This is a genomic window from Flavobacterium silvisoli, from assembly GCF_004329815.1.
Taxonomy (GTDB): domain Bacteria; phylum Bacteroidota; class Bacteroidia; order Flavobacteriales; family Flavobacteriaceae; genus Flavobacterium; species Flavobacterium silvisoli.
On record NZ_SJPE01000009.1, the window covers coordinates 40,769 to 59,861 of the forward strand.

The following is a 19,093-nucleotide window of genomic DNA, read 5'->3' on the forward strand; positions in this document are numbered from 1 at the left end:
TTCTCAATATAAAATAGATAATAATGGGAGTAATACATAAAGATAGTCAACCTTTTGAGCCTTATGCTAGGCTTATGAATATTTTAGGTGATCAATTGATTACCGATAGAAAAATTGCCGTAGTTGAGATTGTCAAAAATTCTTATGATGCCGATGCAGAAAGTGTTAAAGTAAAATTCTTTAATCTTGATAACTATGGAAAAAATTATCTTCCTGTAAATGAGCAACCCTATATTGAAATAGAAGATGATGGTGACGGCATGAGTCTGGAAATAATTAAAAAAGTCTGGCTGAGACCGGCTACACCAAATAAAATTACCAAGAAAAAATTAAAAGAAAACCTAACAACTAAGGGGCGGATAATTCAAGGAGAAAAAGGTATCGGTCGATTTGCCATTCATAAACTTGGAGAAAAAATAGAGCTATTTACAAAGGCCCTTGGAAATGATGAAGTAAAATTGGAAATGGATTTTACTGATTTTGACCCTGAAAAGGCGGACTTGTTCACACCGATGGATGACTACAAGCTTTTGAATAAAGTTTTTAATAATTGGTACGTTAATAAGCCGGCTGAAGTTATTACTAAACAAAAAGGTACAGTAATCAGGATATTCAACTTAAGGGAGCGATGGAAAATTGAGGATTTAGAAGATTTATATAAATCTATCCAACGATTAATACCTCCGACAGATGAAAATGCCAAACGATTAGGCATCGATTTTCATCAAGATTTTGGAATTGATTTGTATAATGACGGAGAATTATTTGTTGCCGAAAATATTACCACCTTTAAAGATGTAATTGAGCGCGCCCAATATACTATGATTGGCGAAGTGGATAATGACGGATATTTAGAATTTAATTATAAATCTCAGTCGCCAGTTCGCAGTTTTTCAAAGGAAGTTAATTTAATGAGCCGTGAAGCATTATCTAAGGAAAATTATGTTTCATATTCTATTGAAAAGCGGTTTTACGATAAAGCAAAGAAAACATTGGTTCGCAAACCTTTATCAGGTCCTTTCAAATTCACATTCTATGCTTTTGACCTTGCCAAACCGGATAGAACTATATTGAATAAAGATATTGAAAATTTTATCAAAGATAATTTTGTATTTGTTTTACGAGATGGAGTGCGAGTTTATCCATACGGTGAGAAAGGAATTGACTGGCTTAACCTCGACAAACTAAGATCTACTGTGCGTGCGGGATGGTTTATTAGTTACAATGATTTAACAGGATTTGTATATATCAGCGACGATCATAACCAGCGACTAAAAGATTCTTCCAATAGACAAGGAATAATGGATATTGATGGTGCATTGGAGGATTTTAAAAGCATGGTTACTGCAGTTACAGAAATCTTCAATACAGAGATTAAGATTGATAAGAATAAAATTGAACTCAACAAAAAAGTTGCTATAAAAGATTCTTCGGATATACTTACAAAATCATTCAATTCGTTTAAAGCAGTTTTAGAGAAAACTGAAAATAGAGATGTATTAGAGAAAGCCAATAGTTTCCTTGATACCGTGCAGAAACATAATAAATTAATGCGCGATAGAATGGAAACTGTTGAAGACTTAGCTGGACTTGGAATGGCTGTCGAAAAAGCTTCTCACGATTCACTGACTTTGTTATCTACTATGCGGGCTAATGTTCTTGATTTTAGGAAAAAAGCGCTACATGGAGATTATAAGAATGAAAATTTAGTTTCATTATTGACAGAATTGGACGAAAACTTAAGTTTTGTGTTTGAAGAAATGCAGATAATTCAGCCGCTATTTAAAGCTCAACGTAAAGCTGCTCAAGATATAAGTATTATTGAGTGTGTCGAAAAAGTTGTTCAATATTTTAGGCGAGACTTGCATGGGAAAATTGAAGTTGAAATTGTCAAGTCGAAAGATTTAGTCATTCATACTAATAAAGGACTGATTTTGCAGATACTTATAAATTTGATTGACAATGCAATTTATTGGGTAAACAAAAATGAATCGTATGACAAGAAAATAATGATTTCTATAAACGCTGTGGAAAAATCATTAACTATTGCGGATAATGGTCCAGGTGTTAGGGAAGATGTTACAGAAGCTATCTTTTCAGAATTTTTTTCACTTAAAACAGATGGTCGTGGGCTGGGTTTATACATTGTGAAAGAAATCCTCTTTAGAATAAATGGTGAAATTTACTTAAATAACAGGGAAGATGCGAAAATCTTGCCTGGAGCAAATTTCGTAGTAAACTTTAATTAGTATTGAATGGAAGGAGTTATTTTATATGCTGATGATCACGTTTTTGATAATAACGAGTTTGTCAATAAACTTTTTAATAAATTTAATTCAGATGGTAACTACTCTATTTTACCAATTAACAATTTAAATGTTCTAGAAAAAGCTGTTTCATCAATTTCAACTTTTAAAGCAATAATACTGGATTGGAATTTTAAAAGAGAATTAAGCGAAGAAGATAAAGAATTAGGAGTTAAAGCCACAGATGAAAACCCCTTAAGTTTTTTAAGACAAAAAACAGTTTATTCATTAATCTATATTTATTCGCAAGAGGATTTACCTGAAGATATTATAGCAGAGCTTCAAGCACTATATCCAAATAAGATATTTTTTGACAAAAAAGATATTACGAATGATTTAGATAATGAATTTGAAAAAATAACAAAAGGTATTAGAGACTTTGAAGATAAAAATGGCCACCTAGTAGTACCATTTGTTTGGGGAAAAGCCATAAATGAAGCATCGCAAAAAATATTTTCTGAACTAGAATCTGCCGATAAATTTTGGATTAAAGAATTATATTATAGTTCGGCAAGAGGAATTGATAAAGCAGGCATACCAAAAGCTGTTGAAGTTGAGCCAACAATTGAAGTAATAAATTTGTTTCAAAATATATTGTCAGAAAGATTAATCCAGAACGTGGAATTGAAGGATGCAATTACAGATTATTCAATTAAAAATTTTACTGAGATACCTGGTGCCAGCGCCATAATAAATCTTTATTCAAAACTATATTACACAAAGACGCTAGTTACCGATACTGTAATGACCGGTGATGTATATCTTTTAAAGGAGGACTGCTATGGAATTATAATTTCACCAGAATGTGACATGATGAAACTGATTAAAAAAAATGAACTAGTTGAGATGATATGTTTCTGTAAAGACGATTTTAAAAATAATATCAATTCATTTTGCAAGTCTCAGGATGAAATTAAGAGAGCATATAATCAAGAAATTGCGGCAATACATCTTTTGCCAATTTTTCCTTTTGCAGGTTCAGAAGAGACAGCACTTATTGATTTTAGATTTTCACTAACCCTCGTGAAAGGTAAGTACTTGGAGACTCGGAGGCAAAATCGTTCAGTTAAGATTAATACTCCTTATATACAGCAATTACGTCAAAGATATCTTTCATATATTGGTCGTGTGGGTGTTCCAACCATTCCAGATAGTTTGCGAACGGTAAATTAACAGTTTGAAAAACAAATATTATAGTGTTTAATTCTAGACTAGGGATAAAACTCGAAAAGTTATGTGTAGTTTTTACTTTCTTCTGTAAATGCACTCTAAATAACCGATATTTGATTCTTCTTTAGTGGACTTAAGTTCTTCCTCTCTATCTTGGGAATCAAATACCTGATGTTCATCTAACACACTTTCATGCCATTTAATCTCCAATTCTCTTGAAAATTTTGATCTAACACTTTGAACCGTATCGGAAATCATGATTCTTTCAAAGTTTTTGTTATCAAAGAGTCTAGATAGGTCCGTCTCTGAAAAAAAATGTTTATAATATTGATGCATTCCAGGATTTGGCGACTTGAAGTAAGAATGAGATTTTGAGTGGGCTTTAATATAAATTAATGAACCTTTTTGCGTTCTTGAAGCTATTTGATCAATTATTTTGCTACAGTCTTCCAAGGTGAAAAAATGTAAAAAATCAAACATGATCACTAAAGAGAATATTTCTTTAGGAATTTCTTTTTTAGGAATCGTTATATTTAATAGATGTAATTTTCCAGCCTCTTTTCCAGCATATAACTCGATTCTTTTTTTCAGAAGGTTTAACTGAAAGTCTTCATTGTCAATTGCAAAAATTTCTTTTCCCTTTTTTGAATATTCGACAAGAAAACTGCTTTGACCACATCCTAATTCAAGTATTGGACCCTCAATGAATTCATCTTCGAAATTCCTCAAGAGATTGTGATTTTTGTGAATCATTAATTCATTAGGACATAATTCATTGTATAATTCCCAATACATTCTTAAAGTTTCATCCATTGTTATTTGAATTGAGTTAAAAGATGTTGATTACTAAGAATAAAGTTATTAAAAAAAGATGCTGAGAGGCATCTTTTCTTTTGACATTAATTAAAATATAACAAACTCTTTGGTCTGTATTTGTTTTTTACATTTCTATTAGTTTAAAAAAATCGGAGAGTTTGATATTTCTTGCTTCACAGATTTTATTCAAAGTGTATAAAGTTATGGTGTATTTTTTATCGTTAAATATTCTTCTGGCTGTCTTTTCTTCAATATTATGATTTAAAGCAAACTGAGTTTTTGCTTGTTCATTGCCAATCCATTCTTTAGCTATGTAATCACATATTTTTCTGTTCAAATCTGCCATATAGACAAATTAAGATGTTATAGATTAAAATTAATCGGACAGCTGTCCGATTGTAGGAATTATTTATTATATTTGTATCAGAATATATAAATTTGCGATTCTTCAAATACAATATTGAAGCATTCGCTTTGAATCTCGCATCGTAAAACTGGTAATTTTAGCAACGAGATGATAAGTGTAAATGCTCACGCTCCTAGGGCGTGGGCTCACTTATTGTTGCAAGGTATACCAGTGCCTACGATGCAGTAAGCTGAGTTCCGCGCCTTTTTTTATGCGTTACACTCTGCTACACGATTCACTTTTATTTTTACTGATTGTTATGAAACAGTTGTGTGTGGAATTTCCATACATGAGGTTCTCGATATATCCGCCAAGGCGGACACTCGAACTGACGGAATCATAAATAATAGACCCTGCCTCAACGCCATTGGAATTACGAATTATGAATTACGAATTACGAATTACGAATTATGAATTATGAATTACAAGTGGTTAAGTTGTTTAATTTATTTTATTCCGCGGCGCTCCAAACAATTCGGCTGCGCCTCGGGCGAGTTGGATTATGAAATTAAAAATTGTTGGGGCGGGTTTATTTAATTATGAATTATGAATTACGAATTACGAATTACGAATTATGAATTACGAATTATGAATTACGTCCTTCGACAAGCTCAGGATGACAAAGTTTGAACGACAAGAAAACAATTATTAATCCTTTAACGCTACAGCCTATGGTATAACAAACACAACGAACTTAAAACACAAAAAAAAAGGCCCTCTGCATCTTCTTGGCGGTTGAACAGAGGACCGGTAGACAAACAAAACTAATGTTTCATTTAACTAAACCAAAAATATGAATAAAAAGCCTATTGGCAATATGGGAATATATCTATTCCTTTTGTGCCTTTGTTTTCAGGTTACGTTTGCTTTTGGAGACAAGAAGCAAGAGACAAGAAGCAAGAGACTTTTTGCTGTAAATGGAGGAGATTCCTCCTTTGTCGGAATGACAATAAAACAAAATATTATTACCGGAACCGTTAGTGATGCTCATGGGGTGCTTCCGGGGGTGACGGTTGCCCTTCGACAAGCTCAGGGTGACAATTCTTTTAGTAGTGGCAAAAGTGTTATAACCGATGAAAAAGGGCAGTTTAGTATAGCTGCTGAAGTGGGAGATGTGCTTGTCTTTAGTTACATAGGTTATGCGGCTGTGACTGTTACTGTGGACAGTCGCCGTGTATATGATGTGATTATGCAGGAGGATGCTACCACGCTTAAAGAAGTAACGGTTAATGCCGGGTATTATACCGTGAAAGACAAGGAACGTACCGGTAGTATTGCTAAGATTACTGCTAAGGACATAGAGAAACAACCCGTGACGAATGTACTTGCTACTATGCAGGGACGGATGGCGGGAGTGAGCATTACCCAAACGAGTGGGGTGCCGGGAGGTGGTTTTGACATCAAAATCCGCGGGCAGAACAGCCTTAGGGCGGAGGGGAACAGCCCTTTGTACCTGATAGACGGCGTTCCTTATTCGAGTGAAGCTTTGGGTAATACCCGAAGTACTTATGTGCTTCCGGGTGTGGCAAACCCACTGAACAGCATTAACCCTGATGATATAGCGAGTATAGAAGTGCTGAAGGATGCCGATGCTACGGCTATCTATGGTTCGCGTGGGGCTAATGGTGTGGTTCTGATTACTACTAAAACCGGAAAGCAGGGTAAGACGCGGTTTGCCGCCAATGTTAGTAAAGGAGCGGGTAGTGTTACCAAGTTTATGAAATTGCTAAACACACAGCAGTACCTGGCTATGCGCCATGAAGCCTATGCCAATGATGGTGTAGCCCCCGAGCCATTTGCCTATGATGTAAACGGCACGTGGGACCCGAACCGCTATACTGACTGGCAAAAAGAGCTGACAGGAGGTACGGCAACTTACACCGATGCCAATGCCAGCGTGAGTGGCGGAAGTGCCACTATTCAGTTTTTAGTGAGCGGCACTTACCATGACGAGACCACCGTTTTTCCGGGTGATTTTGGGTATAAACGCGGTGTGCTGCGCAGTAACCTGAACCACCAATCAGAAAACGGGCGGTTTAAGATGAACTTTTCGACCGGATATACCGCCCAAGAAAACAACCAAACATCCACCGACCTCAGTAGTGTTGCGCTTAGCTTAGCGCCTAATGCACCGGCGTTGTACACTGCCGATGGCAGCCTGAACTGGGAAGGCAGTACTTGGGCGAATCCGATAGCTTTGCTGGAAGGGAAGTACCGCACCAAAACGCATGATTTTATTGTTAATTCATTACTAAGCTACACGCTACTGCCGGGACTGGATTTGAAAACGAGTTTTGGCATAACTGACACGCAGCACGAGGAAACCCGCACCCAGCCCTCAACGCTATACGACCCTGTTTATGAGGTAGGACCTGAGTATTCCTCCCTGTATGTTACTAATAGTAAACGCCGGTCGTGGATAGTGGAACCGCAAGTGAGTTGGGCGCATCAATGGAAGTTTGGTACAACCGAAGTACTGGCGGGAGGCACTTTTCAGCAACAGAAAAGCAGTAACCAGTTGTTTGAAGCGGATGGCTTTGCCAGTAATAGTTTGATTTATAACCTCGGTGCTGCTTTTCATGTTTTTACCTTAAAGGATCAGCAGACCGATTACAAGTATCAGGCCTTTTTTGGGCGGTTGAATTATTCCTATAAAGAAAGGTACATTGTGAACTTAACGGGCCGGCGTGACGGGTCGAGCCGGTTTGGCCCCGGGAGGCAGTTTGCTACTTTTGGGGCTGTGGGGGCAGCGTGGCTGTTTGGCGCGGAGAAGCTTTTGAAAGATAATGGTATCCTGAGTTTTGGAAAGCTTCGTGGCAGCTATGGTATCACCGGGAATGACCAAATAGGGGATTACCAGTTTTTGGATACCTATCTGTCCTCGGGGGTAAGCTATGCCGGTGTAATAGGTTTGCAGCCGACCAGACTCTACAATCCTAATTTTGGATGGGAGACCAATAAAAAGCTTGAGGTAGCGCTTGAAACCGGGTTTTTTAAGGACCGTATCTTTTTAACCTTGGGTTGGTATAACAATCGTTCTTCGAGCCAGCTGGTGGGTATTCCGATGCCTGCTACTACGGGATTTTCCTCAATACAGGGGAATCTTGATGCCACGGTACAGAACCGTGGGGTTGAGGTAACTTTGAGGACTGTGAACTTTCAGAAAGGGAATTTTAATTGGACTACCCATTTCAATATCTCGGTAGCTAAAAATAAATTGTTGTCGTTTCCCGCGTTAGAAGGTTCGACTTATCGCAATCAGTTTGTAATAGGACAGGCATTGAATATCCAAAAGGTGTACCATTATACCGGACTCAATCCTGCAAAGGGAGTCTTTACTTTTGAGGATGTCAATGGTGACGGTATTACCAATGCTCAAGACAAACAAACGGTTGCCGATTTTAATCCTGCTTTTTTTGGTGGTCTAAGCAACCAGTTTACCTACAAACGCTGGCAGCTCGATTTTTTGCTGCAGTTTGTGAAGCAGCGAAACTATACTTCGGCGGCAATGGCCGGATTGCCGGGAAGCAGAGGCAATCAGCCGGTAGAGGTACTTACTCATTGGCAGTCAGCGGGTGATTCGACCGGTTTTCAGCAATATACCGCAGGGTACAACTATGATGCTGTGGATGCCTTTTACAATTATCTTGAGAGTGATGCAGTGATAAGCGATGCCTCTTATGTACGCTTAAAAAATGTTTCCCTGACGTATAAGGTACCTGAGAAATGGCTGTTTGGCGCCAGCTGCCGTGCCACGCTGGAAGCACAAAACCTATTGACATTTACTTCCTATAAAGGTCGCGACCCTGAATTTACCCTTAGTGGTTATTTACCGCCTTTGCGGGTACTAACAGCAGGACTGCAATTTACTTTTTAACTTAAACACTATTTAAAATGAAAAATAAAACCCTTTTTATCGGCCTCCGCAGGCTGATGGCTGTTGTACTGCTTATGCTGACTGTTGGTTGCGAATCGTTTGTTGCGGTAGATTTGCCCTCATCGCAATTGAGTTTGGCAACTGTGTTTGAAGAGCCTGCAACCGCCAATGCGGCTATGACGGATATCTATGCCAAAATGCGTGACAACGGTTTGCTGACCGGCTATGGGTATGGCATGCATGCTGCGCTGGGACTGTATGCTGACGAACTGGATTACTATGGTGGAGGCACTGCATTTTTTTATACCAACACTTTGTTACCCAATAATGGTGATGTAAGTCTGTGGTGGAGCAGCAGCTACAATCAGATTTATGCCGCTAATGCTGTTTATGAAGGCGTTAGTGCCTCAGCAAAACTGTCGCAACCTATAAAAGACCAATTGATGGGAGAGGCCTTATTTGTTAGGGGGATGCTGCATTTTTATCTGGTGAACCTCTATGGTGATGTGCCCTACATAACTACTACTGATTATGGGCAGAATCAAAAGGTACATAGGATGTCTGTTGCTGAAGTGTATACAAGAATCATAGCCGATCTTGAAATGGCACAGACATTATTGCCAACCAGCTACGTTGGCGGAAACAGGGTGCGCCCTAATCGGTTTGTGGCGACCGCCTTATTGGCAAGAGTATATCTGTACCATGGAGATTATGCCGCGGCATCAAATGCTGCATCTGCAGTACTGAATGAAGCAGGAACTTATACTTTGGATTCGGATTTGGATACTGCTTTTTTAAAGGACAGTCCGGGTACCCTGTGGCAATTTAGTCCGCCTGCAGAGGGGCGCAACACGGAAGAGGGGAGTACCTATATTTTCGTGGCAGGACCGCCCCCTTTTGCAGCATTGCGAAATGAACTGATAAATGCCTTTGAAACCGGGGATTTACGCAAAACCCATTGGGTAAAAGCGGTTACGGATGGGAGCAGCACCTGGTATCATGCCTATAAATACAAGGAACCTACTGCTACCGGCACTTCGATGGAATATTCAATAGTACTCCGCTTGTCTGAGCAATACCTGATTCGGGCAGAGGCAAGGGCAAAACAGGGATTTTTAACGGGTGCGAAAGAAGACCTTGATGTTATTCGCAACCTTGCCGGATTGCTCAATACCACTGCTGTGACTCAACAGGAAATTCTTTCTGCCATCGTACAGGAACGTCGGGTGGAGTTTTTTACGGAAGGTGGGCACCGTTTTTTTGATTTGAAGCGTGCGCAGCAATTGGATGCTGTATTAAGCCCGATAAAACCGGGATGGAGTAGTACGGATGCCTTACTGCCGCTGCCCGAATCGGAATTGTTACTAAACCCTAATTTACTCCCTCAAAACCCCGGGTATTGATGAAAAGTTTTATTATTATACTATTAATGGCCTGCCCTTTGTTTGGGCAGGTTATAAAAGGACCTGTTACTGAAGCGGAATACAAACTGTGGGGCACAATGGACAGTAATCAGTTGTCGGATTATGGCAACTGGATGAGCTATTCGGTGCGTTATGAAAGCGGTAAGGATACCTTGTTTGTAAGGCATACTAAGAGCCTAAAATCCTATGCTTTTGCGGGAGGTGCGGATGGGCGCTTTGCCAAGGAGGATTTTTTTGTGTGCCGGGGAACTGATGGTGGAATAAGTTGGCAGAACCTTAAAAGCGGCAGGCAGCAAACATATACAGAGATTAGTAACTACACTATAGCTTTAGAAGGGAGTATGTTGCTCCTGCTGAAAAATGGAAACGGTGGTGGAGGTGATTTACTAGGTATTGGAGCGGATGGTAAAGTGGTGCTTACAATACCAAAGGTTACCTTGTTTTCGCTTAGTCCTGATTCTAATGCACTGGCCTGTGACAGTGACGGGAAACTTCGGGTTATTGACCTAAAGGTTTTAAAGACAGTTGTACTTGTTGATGAGGTGGCGCGTGACTACCGTCAAATAGCCTGGCAAAGCAATGGGTCTTCTTTTGCCTATCTTACTGATGGTACAGTTGGGTATTTTAGCCTAAGCGAAAAGAAGGAGTACAAGTTTGACCGAAACCGATTCCCTAATTTTCCAAAAGAAGCTTTAGTATGTGGTGCATCTGTTGCGGAATTAGCCGTTTCTGATGATGGCAAACGTATATTCTTTGGAATTAAGGAAAAGGAACCGACAGTGGAACCGACCGGTGTGCAGGTTTGGAATACGGCAGACAAAATATTGTATCCTGCCAGAGCCGCGCTTAAGGATTGGACCGTTCGTCCCAAATTGGGCGTATGGTTTCCGGAGTTGCAACAGTTTAGGATGGTGACGGACGCACAATTTCCGTATCAGCAATTACTGCCCGGTCAGGAATGGGCATTGCTTTGCAATCCGATTTTCAATGAGCCGCAATTCAACCGTGATGCTTCCATTGATTATTACCTGCAAAATAGTACAACGGGGCAAAGCAAACTCATTCTACAAAAATTTAGTGACGACCAAAATAAGATTGGTATTTCGGGTGCGGGTAGGTTTATTGCCTACTTCAAGGATAAGCAGTGGTGGCTCTATGATGTAAAATCGGACACGCGTCGCAACCTTACTTCGCATACGGGGCAATCCTTTACAGAGGAAAAGTATGATCGCTCAGGAGAAGAAAAGGTGTCGGGTATTGCGGGCTGGACTCAGGATGATAAAGAAGTACTGGTTTATGATACGTATGACATCTGGCTTTTGAGAACAGATGGCAGCCCTGCTGTGCGTTTGACAAGAGGTCGCGAGGAAAAAACAGTATACAGGCTGGTGCCCCGAAATGCTTATACTTCTCTCCGTTCGTCAGATAGCGGGGTTTTACATTTGAATGACGGATTGCTGCTTGAGGCTGTAAGTGATACAAAAAGTGGTTATTTTACATGGACTGCCGGGAAAGGGCTGCAAAAGCTGGTGTACGAAAGCAATAGGATAGGAGGCATCAAACGTTCTTTAAATGGTGTGATTGTATATACAAAAGAACATTATCATTTGTCACCTCAATTGGTAGTTCAATATAACATAAATAAAAAGAAAGTACTTTATCAAAGCAATCCACAGCAGAAAAACTACCAATGGGGTTTTTCAAAGTTGATAACGTATGAAAATTCGAAAGGGAAGGTATTGCACGGAGCTCTTTTTTATCCTGCCGGTTTTGATGCGGATAAAAGCTATCCTATGGTGGTGTATATTTATGAGCGGTTGTCTGATTTCTATAACCAGTATGTGAATCCAAGCTTGCTAAATGGTGAGGGATTCAATATCAGTAACCTAACCGCACAGGGTTACTTTGTGCTGTTACCTGATATTGCCTATGAAGAAGGTAAAACCGGCCAGTCTGCCTTAGATTGTGTAACTGCTGCGGTTGATGAAGTATTGGCTAACGAATCCGTTGACCCAAAACGTCTGGGGCTTTTTGGTCATTCGTTTGGAGGTTATGAAACTAATTTTATTATAACACAAACTAATAAGTTTGTCACCGCAATATCAGGTTCGGGTATGGCTGATTTCATAAGCAGTTACTTAGCCGTAGGCAATAAGAGACCCAATGGCTGGCGTTATGAATTTAATCAGTCAAGGATGGGTGTATCATTGTTTGATGGATTTCAAAAGTATCTGGATAATTCTCCGATTACCTTTGCAAAGCAGATACAGACACCTGTTTTACTATGGTCGGGAGATGCTGACGGACAGGTAGATTATTATCAAAGTATAGAGTTTCACTTGGCATTGCGGCGATTGCAGAAACCCAATGTTTTGCTGTTGTATGAAGGAGAGGACCACGTACTAATGAAAAGGGAGCATCAGGTCGATTTGACGCATCGAACCCAGGAATGGTTTGATTACTATTTAAAAGGGGGAGTAAAGCCGGATTGGCTTATGCCCGATAGGTTATAAAACAACAATGCAGTTCCCACGGGAACTGCATTGCTTTTTGCTACTGGTGGTTGCGGTATAGTTTTACCACACAGTTTCCACTGGCATCCTTACCCCAAAGGTTATTTCCTCCGAAGGTACAAAGTGGTCCTACATCATCAGAACACATAATGGATGTTGAACACTGTGTTCCCTGTGGATTTAATTGTACAAATCCCGGAATGTTGATGGTCAACTTTGAGTTCTTGCTCGTTGTGAATGAGCTGAGTGCTCCAACCAATCCCAAGGCAAGTACTGCCATTGGAATGAATTTACTGAATCTTTTCATGATTATTAAATTTAATGTTATTGATCTACTCTGTTCACAGGTTTTCGATCGTTCTCCTGACAACCGGCCGGTTATATTTTTATTTATCTGGTGTTGCAGCTTTCGTTCTTTGAACCATAGTAGGTTTGGCTTTAATGGTATTTTCCGAATACCGTTGTAGTACCAAGGGACTCATTCGGTAACTAACCAGGTGCGTTCCTATTAATCCATAAAAATGGTTGCCCTGCAATGTGAAGTGACTTAATCTTTCGCCATCGACGTTGTACACATAGAAACTCACTATATAGCTACGGTTTTTAAGGTCATAGACATCAACAAGGCTTGCCTGTTTCCACATTTTTGCATCCTCGAATTTGCCCATTGAAGCAGCGTTGACGAATAAAAGCCCTTTGTAAGCAAAGGCTTGCCTGTTGACGTATACCGGAGGCGCTGCCATCTTTGTTTCGTTTCTTGCTGCATTGTATGCCAACTTTATTTGTGCTTTACTTATGGTGTCAATAGTGTTTCCCCGGTATTTTAATTTGAGATTAGTATCGGTAACTATATATTGATTGCGGTAATAGTATGTATAGACCAACTGATTTGTAAAAGGGTCGTAATTCAACATTCCATCAGTATCAAAAACTCCATCTATTTGCTTCTGCAGTAAAGAGGGGTTTAGGATTAGATTGTTGGCACTTTGAGAATAGGCACCAAGTATGTTTTCTCCATTCTGTTTGTCGGTTCTGAATGCCGTAGCAACTGAATCAGTAAAGACAGGATTTGTAAAGCGAGGAGTGATTCCGTGTTGCTGTTGTGCACTCCATTGCCCTGTTTTCCCTCTAAATATCACCGGCACCGTACCATCAGATGCAAAAAAGTATTTTGGATAGACGTTAAGATGCAAAGCGCGGAACGGAAAATTCAGGTTGTTTAGTTTAATTACAATTTCCTTTTTGTGCTGTAGTGCCGCATCAATTTCGGTAAGTAATAATGGTGCAGTGACATTTCCTAAATATATTTTTCCATTAGCAGTTCCTGCAAAATAATAGGAGTTGAACCCAAGGTCAATGTCGTGTTCCTGAGGGAACTGTTCCGGGAGCCTTCGTACAAAATTATTGCGATGCTGTATGATATCCTCTGACATCAGAAACAGTACTGTGATTACCACTATCCCAGATGTGAAAAGCATTGTCAGGAACCCATAGGTGCCTCTTGTTGCTGATTGAACTATTATAGCGATTGCCGCGATTACCACAAAAACAATATTAAAAATCAGATGTTGTGTCCAGCTCATTTTTTCTAAGATGCCGCCACATGAACAGGGTGTAAACGAACTGAAATTCAGGATTATGACGATGTAAGCTGAAAACATGGTCATGAGGACAAAACTTCCGTACAATCCTATCAGTCTTGATTTTTTGAACATCAGGAGTAGTACCAAGATGAATTCTGCCACAGGGACTGCTACGGATACGGGAGCTGCAAATGCACTCAACAAAGGAGACTGCCCGAGTTGGATTTGGAAGTTTTGAAAGTCTAACAGCTTACTCATAGCTGCGTATGAGAACAACAGTATGTATAGCATTGCAACAGTATAGACAAAATTGTTTTTGAGTGCCGGATGTGGTTTCATTACAGTTGGTTTTTGTATTGTAAAATTCTGAATCAGAAACTGTTGGTTGATGTTGAAATCGGAGGATTAGATGTTGTAAATGAGTGTGTTAGTTGTTTTCTCTTTTGACATCGCTTGGGGAGTAGTTGTATTTTTTCTTGAATGCTTTGGAAAACGTAGGATAGTCGTTGAAACCGCTCATGAAAGCGATTTCTTTTAGTGGGAAGTCAGTTTTTTGGATGAGGTAGTGGCCTTTTTTCAGGCGTTCGTTGGTATAGCATTGGTAGATGCTGGTGTTGTAGTAGTGGCGGAAGCCTCTTTTGATTTTCAATTCGTTGGTCCCGAACAGGAGTGCCAATTGTTTGGCTGACGGCATGGGCTCTTCGAGGTGTTCTTTGATGTATTCGTAGATGCTTTGCATGATGGCTGCATCGGACTTGCGGGGTTTTATGGATTGTATGTTGTTGCCGTCTGCCATCAAGTCCTCAAGAATTGTAGTTACCGAGGAGACTATTATTTTGCTGCTGTAGTGGTGTTTGGCGATGGTGCAATGACAGGGGAGAACTTTGTGCTGCGCAGTGTGAAATAACAGCAGGGCAGTGGATTCGTAAACACTGTTGGCTTTGAGCTCGGTTTCTAATTGGCTCCAGAGTGCCAGAGTGGTTTGCTGTAACAGAGTGGTGATATTGGTGGTGATGAGTTGAGCCGGTGGGTATTCTAAGAGTTTGGGAACGGCACTGCTGAAGCTTTTGATGTTGTGCTGTTCATCGAGTTCGAGGGTGAACTGTACAAGGTTTTGATAGTTGTATACCGGGTTTACGTGCCCTAACATGTCGATGGTGTTTTGCAGGCTGGTGGCGAAGGCGTTTAGTTTGTTGATTAAGGTTTCGACTTCTTTATTTTCTACTTGAGGCACTAACCGGAACGAAAGATTCCCCGTTGCCAGTTCAAACAGCATTTGGTAGATGTTTTTAATATGGATATGGAAGGGTTGTTCCTGCATTACGAGTAGTACTGAAGGGAACAAAGCTATAGGATTGGGATTGCGGAATCAAATGGTTTGGTGTTGGATTCGGGAATTTAGGAGGGGATTTGGGGGCTTGCATCTTTACCTTTGATCCTTCCCTTCAATCCTTCGGCAGGCTCAGGACAGGCAGGCTCAGTGTAAACTGAGCTCAGGATAGGCAGGCTAAGAGAGGCAGGGGAATTGTGAATGATGCCCTTCGACAGGCTCAGGGTGACAGTTGTGGTTTCAGTTGTGTTTTTTGATTTTTTAGGTTAGGGTTGCTCAGGGATGCAATCATTAAATTATTGCAGGCGTAGAAAAAAGGTAAGCGAAAGAGGAGTCTTTCGCTTTGTTGTTGTAATTCAACCCTGACAGGGTTCCAAACCCTTGTAATTTAACCCTGACAGGGTTCCAAACCTTTGTAATTCAACCCTGACAGGGTTCCAAACCCTGTCAGGGTTTATAAAGGGGGGATAGCTTATGCTTTAACCGCTATCATGGAGATTTCAACGTTAACGCCTTTGGGCAGTCCGGCAACCTGAACAGTTTCGCGGGCCGGGGCAGTAGCCTCGTCAAAGTAAGCGCCATACACACTGTTGATGCGGGCAAAATTGCCCATATCCATGATGAAGATGGTGGTTTTAACCACATGCTCAAAGGTCATATCGGCCGCTGCCAATACGGCTTTCATGTTTTCCATAACCTGACGGGTTTCGGTTTCAATATCGTCTAAAACCAGTTCCATAGTAACCGGATCCAGAGCAATCTGTCCCGAAGTATAAAGGGTATTCCCTGTCAAAACCGCTTGGTTATAAGGCCCGATTGGTGCCGGTGCTTTTTCAGTGTAGATTATTTTTTTCATGAGTTGTTGGTTGATGGTTGATGGTTGTTCGTCTATTATCTGAAAGTCTGTTATCTGAAATCTGCCTTCCACCTTCCGCTATCTTAAACTCCTATCCGCCTGGCTGCGTTTGTCCCACTTGATGTCGCTCAGTACGCCCGACTTGATACCGATGAAGAAACTCCAGTACGACTGTCCGAAGGGTACCCAGCTGAAATCCATGCGCCAGCTGTCGAGGTCGCGTTCAAAGCGGAATTGGGTGAAAGTGACTCCTTTTTGCACAAAGTCATACCCGGTAGAGACCCCGGCTTTCCACTTGGGTGCCAAATCGGTATTCATGGAGACCATCAGGGAGTTTCCGGAGATTTTCTTTTCGCGGTTGTTGTTCGAATAGGTTAGGGAGTAGGCCATGGTCATGTCGAACGGCAGCTTGTAGTTGAAGAATTCCGAGGCGGTTTCTTTTTCTTCACCCTCATCGGTAAACTGGCTTTGGCGGCGGTCGCTCAGGTCGGTATTGGTCCCGAATAAGTCGTCTTCACGCCCTCCGTTTCGTTTACCTTGGGTGTTGGTTTTTTCTTTGCTTTCGCCCCGGCTCGAGAACGAATAGTTTACCGTCATGTTGGCGCTGGTCATGCGGAACAGGCTGCCGCCGTTGTCGATGTTCCAGGTATTGATGCGTTTCCCCGCATTGTTGATGGCGTACGGGTCGAGGGTGGTGGCAAAGTTGACGTTCATTTTTTGGTTAAAAAATGCCGTTCCGCCGCTCACACGCATCGGAGCCCATCGCAGAGAGTCTGCTGTAATATCGTAGCTGGTGGAAAAGTTCAGGTTGTTGAGCAGCATGACCTTTTTCGGTTCGGTTTTGGTGGGGTCTTTATCGGTTACTTTGGCCTCGAAGGAGTTGCTGAGGTTGAAGCCCAAGACATTAGACATGCTTTTTCCGGGTGCTCCGAAAATACCGTTGTCAAAACGGGTGTATTCTTTGCGCATAGTGCCGCTGCCGTCGGGGTCATAGGTGTCGTAATACTGCGAAAAACTAGGAGTGTAGCTGTAGGAAACGGAGGGGCGCACCAGGTGGCGGATGGCCTGTATTTTCTTTTTGTCGCCAAAATTGAACGTACCGTAGATGGTGGTTCCCAAGCTGGTGTTGAACGAGTAGGTGCGGAAGGCATCAAAGCCGGGTACTTCGGTATCGACTACTTTGTTTTGGGCGGCTACAAATTGTTTGGTGATGGTTTTAAAATACCACACTTCGTTGTAGTTTACGGAGCTGGTGGCACTGAAGTACTTGAACAGTTTGAAGTTGGTACTCAGCGGAATGCTGTGCTGGAAACCGATTTTGGCATCGCGGAACATCTCTTTTTTGAAGAAGAGCGAATCTTTGGTGGCTATGCGGTTTTCTCCGCGCACGGTATATTGGAGGTTGATGTTTTTGAAAAAGCCTTTTTTCACGCCGTCTTTGGGGGCAAAAGGATAGAGCCTGTCAACGCTGACCTGCAGGGTAGGCAGGGTCATGTTGATGTCTTCGGTATTGGTGTTTTGCGAGTGGGTGGCCGTGAGTGACATGTTGACCTGGGGCACCGAGTTGAACGTCTTGGAATAGGAAATGGAAGAGCTCAAGGTGTTGTTTAAGCGCGACCCTACATTGACCTGGTTGATGGAGTTGATGTAGTACTTGCTGCTTCCGAGGTTTACCGAAGCCGAGAACCGCGAGTTGGGGTTTGATTTGGCATCTTTGGCGTGCGACCACTGGATGTTGTAAATGTTGGTTCGGGCATAGTCGGGGTAGCCGCGCTCGCTGGTGATGAGGTTCTCAAAACGGATGTTGACGTTTCCGTTGAACTTGTATTTCTTGGCGTAGGAAGATTCGAAGCGCATGGCGTAACTCCCGTTGGTGTAGTAATCCCCCAGTATGGCCAAATCGTAATGGTCGCTCAGGGCAAAATAATACCCGCCGTTTTGCAGGGAAAATCCGCGTACGTTGCTGTCGTTGTAAGAAGGAATAATCAGACCCGAGCGGCTTTTTTCGGTCATGGGAAAAAAGGCAAAGGGCAGGGCCAAAGGCGTGGGCACGTCGGCAATGACCATGTTGGTGAGTCCTACGACTACTTTTTTACCGGGTACCAGTTTTACGCGGCTGGCCTGAAAGTAATATTCGGGGTTGTCTATATCTTTAGCGGTGGTAAAACGCGCTTTTTTGAGGAAGTAGACCGAGTCGTTTTCTTTTTTGGAAATTTCCGATTTTACGTTCATTTCGCCTTGCTTGGTTCGGGAATTCCACACCAATGCTTTTTTGGTTTTGTAGTTGAAACGAATAGAATCGGGCTCTACCTGATTGTCGCCCTGTTTGAAGATAGGGGCTTGGGTGTAAGCTCCGGTAGAATCTTTGATGCGCCCGGCATACACTTCGTTTTTCTGGTAGTCAAAAACGATGATGCCCGACTTGAGTTCGATGTCCTGATAGTACAGTTCTGCTTTGTCGTATAGGGTGACCAGTTTCTTTTTCTGGTCGATTTTGGCGTATTTATCGGCTTTGTATTTTACTTTGCCGTCGAGCAGTGCTTTTTTCTTTTTGAGCGAATCGCCGCTGATGACTTTTACCGGCTTTTCGGTCAGCTCGGGCTGGGTTTCTGGGCTAGTGGTTTGATTTTTAGCCGGAAACGATTTTTCTTTAGGCCTGCCTTCCTGTGCGTATGTTTTTGCGCCTCCCAATGTTAGGAAGATTGTTAAAAAAACGATATAAAATAAGTTTCTTTGCAAAGGTTTAATACTATTTTTGTAGAAATATGGCTTGGTTTTTGACGCGGCAAACTTAAACAATATTTTCGGTCAA

The 19,093-nt window shown here is 41.4% G+C and carries 12 protein-coding genes; 5 read left to right on the forward strand and 7 right to left on the reverse strand.

What is annotated here, in order from left to right:
• The first annotated feature begins 23 nt into the window (after window positions 1–23).
• On the forward strand, window positions 24–2,249 hold the full coding sequence (locus EZL74_RS08545; RefSeq protein ID WP_131476193.1) for an ATP-binding protein: 2,226 nt from the start codon (window positions 24–26) through the stop codon (window positions 2,247–2,249).
• A 6-nt stretch (window positions 2,250–2,255) separates the two neighbouring features.
• Window positions 2,256–3,479: a hypothetical protein gene (locus EZL74_RS08550; RefSeq protein WP_131476194.1), complete on the forward strand. Its 1,224-nt coding sequence runs from the start codon at window positions 2,256–2,258 to the stop codon at window positions 3,477–3,479.
• A 72-nt stretch (window positions 3,480–3,551) separates the two neighbouring features.
• Here the strand turns inward: EZL74_RS08550 and EZL74_RS08555 are convergent, their stop codons facing one another.
• Together EZL74_RS08555 and EZL74_RS08560 are read right to left on the reverse strand one after the other, a co-directional pair.
• Entirely contained in the window at window positions 3,552–4,289 is a 738-nt protein-coding gene (locus EZL74_RS08555; protein WP_131476195.1) for a methyltransferase domain-containing protein, read from the reverse strand.
• Between the two features lie 127 nt (window positions 4,290–4,416).
• Window positions 4,417–4,638 (reverse strand): helix-turn-helix domain-containing protein, encoded by a 222-nt coding sequence (locus tag EZL74_RS08560; RefSeq protein WP_131476196.1) that lies wholly within the window; start codon window positions 4,636–4,638, stop codon window positions 4,417–4,419.
• Window positions 4,639–5,491: 853 nt separating this feature from the next.
• On the opposite strand from EZL74_RS08560, the gene EZL74_RS08565 reads away from it, so the two are divergent.
• The 3 genes from EZL74_RS08565 to EZL74_RS08575 are packed head-to-tail and all read left to right on the forward strand — an operon-like array spanning window position 5,492 to window position 12,512.
• Window positions 5,492–8,575, forward strand: coding sequence for a SusC/RagA family TonB-linked outer membrane protein (locus EZL74_RS08565; RefSeq protein ID WP_240034578.1), 3,084 nt, complete (start codon window positions 5,492–5,494; stop codon window positions 8,573–8,575).
• Window positions 8,576–8,592: 17 nt separating this feature from the next.
• Window positions 8,593–9,978, forward strand: a complete 1,386-nt coding sequence (locus EZL74_RS08570) for a RagB/SusD family nutrient uptake outer membrane protein (protein ID WP_131476197.1) — start codon at window positions 8,593–8,595, stop codon at window positions 9,976–9,978.
• Window positions 9,978–12,512 (forward strand): alpha/beta hydrolase family protein, encoded by a 2,535-nt coding sequence (locus EZL74_RS08575; protein WP_131476198.1) that lies wholly within the window; start codon window positions 9,978–9,980, stop codon window positions 12,510–12,512. The genes EZL74_RS08570 and EZL74_RS08575 overlap by 1 nt, the downstream gene beginning before the upstream one ends.
• A gap of 40 nt (window positions 12,513–12,552) precedes the next feature.
• Here the strand turns inward: EZL74_RS08575 and EZL74_RS08580 are convergent, their stop codons facing one another.
• From EZL74_RS08580 to EZL74_RS08600, 5 genes are all read right to left on the reverse strand, one after another.
• The gene (locus tag EZL74_RS08580; protein WP_131476199.1) at window positions 12,553–12,819 is read right to left on the reverse strand and encodes a hypothetical protein; all 267 of its coding nucleotides are present in this window, start codon (window positions 12,817–12,819) and stop codon (window positions 12,553–12,555) included.
• A 79-nt stretch (window positions 12,820–12,898) separates the two neighbouring features.
• A complete protein-coding gene (locus EZL74_RS08585; protein WP_131476200.1) occupies window positions 12,899–14,434 on the reverse strand; it encodes a MauE/DoxX family redox-associated membrane protein in 1,536 nt (511 codons plus the stop codon).
• An 88-nt stretch (window positions 14,435–14,522) separates the two neighbouring features.
• A complete protein-coding gene (locus EZL74_RS08590) occupies window positions 14,523–15,440 on the reverse strand; it encodes a helix-turn-helix transcriptional regulator (protein ID WP_131476201.1) in 918 nt (305 codons plus the stop codon).
• Between the two features lie 457 nt (window positions 15,441–15,897).
• Window positions 15,898–16,281: a RidA family protein gene (locus EZL74_RS08595; RefSeq protein ID WP_131476202.1), complete on the reverse strand. Its 384-nt coding sequence runs from the start codon at window positions 16,279–16,281 to the stop codon at window positions 15,898–15,900.
• Window positions 16,282–16,359: 78 nt separating this feature from the next.
• Window positions 16,360–19,020, reverse strand: a complete 2,661-nt coding sequence (locus EZL74_RS08600; RefSeq protein ID WP_394345861.1) for a putative LPS assembly protein LptD — start codon at window positions 19,018–19,020, stop codon at window positions 16,360–16,362.
• Window positions 19,021–19,093 lie beyond the last annotated feature (73 nt).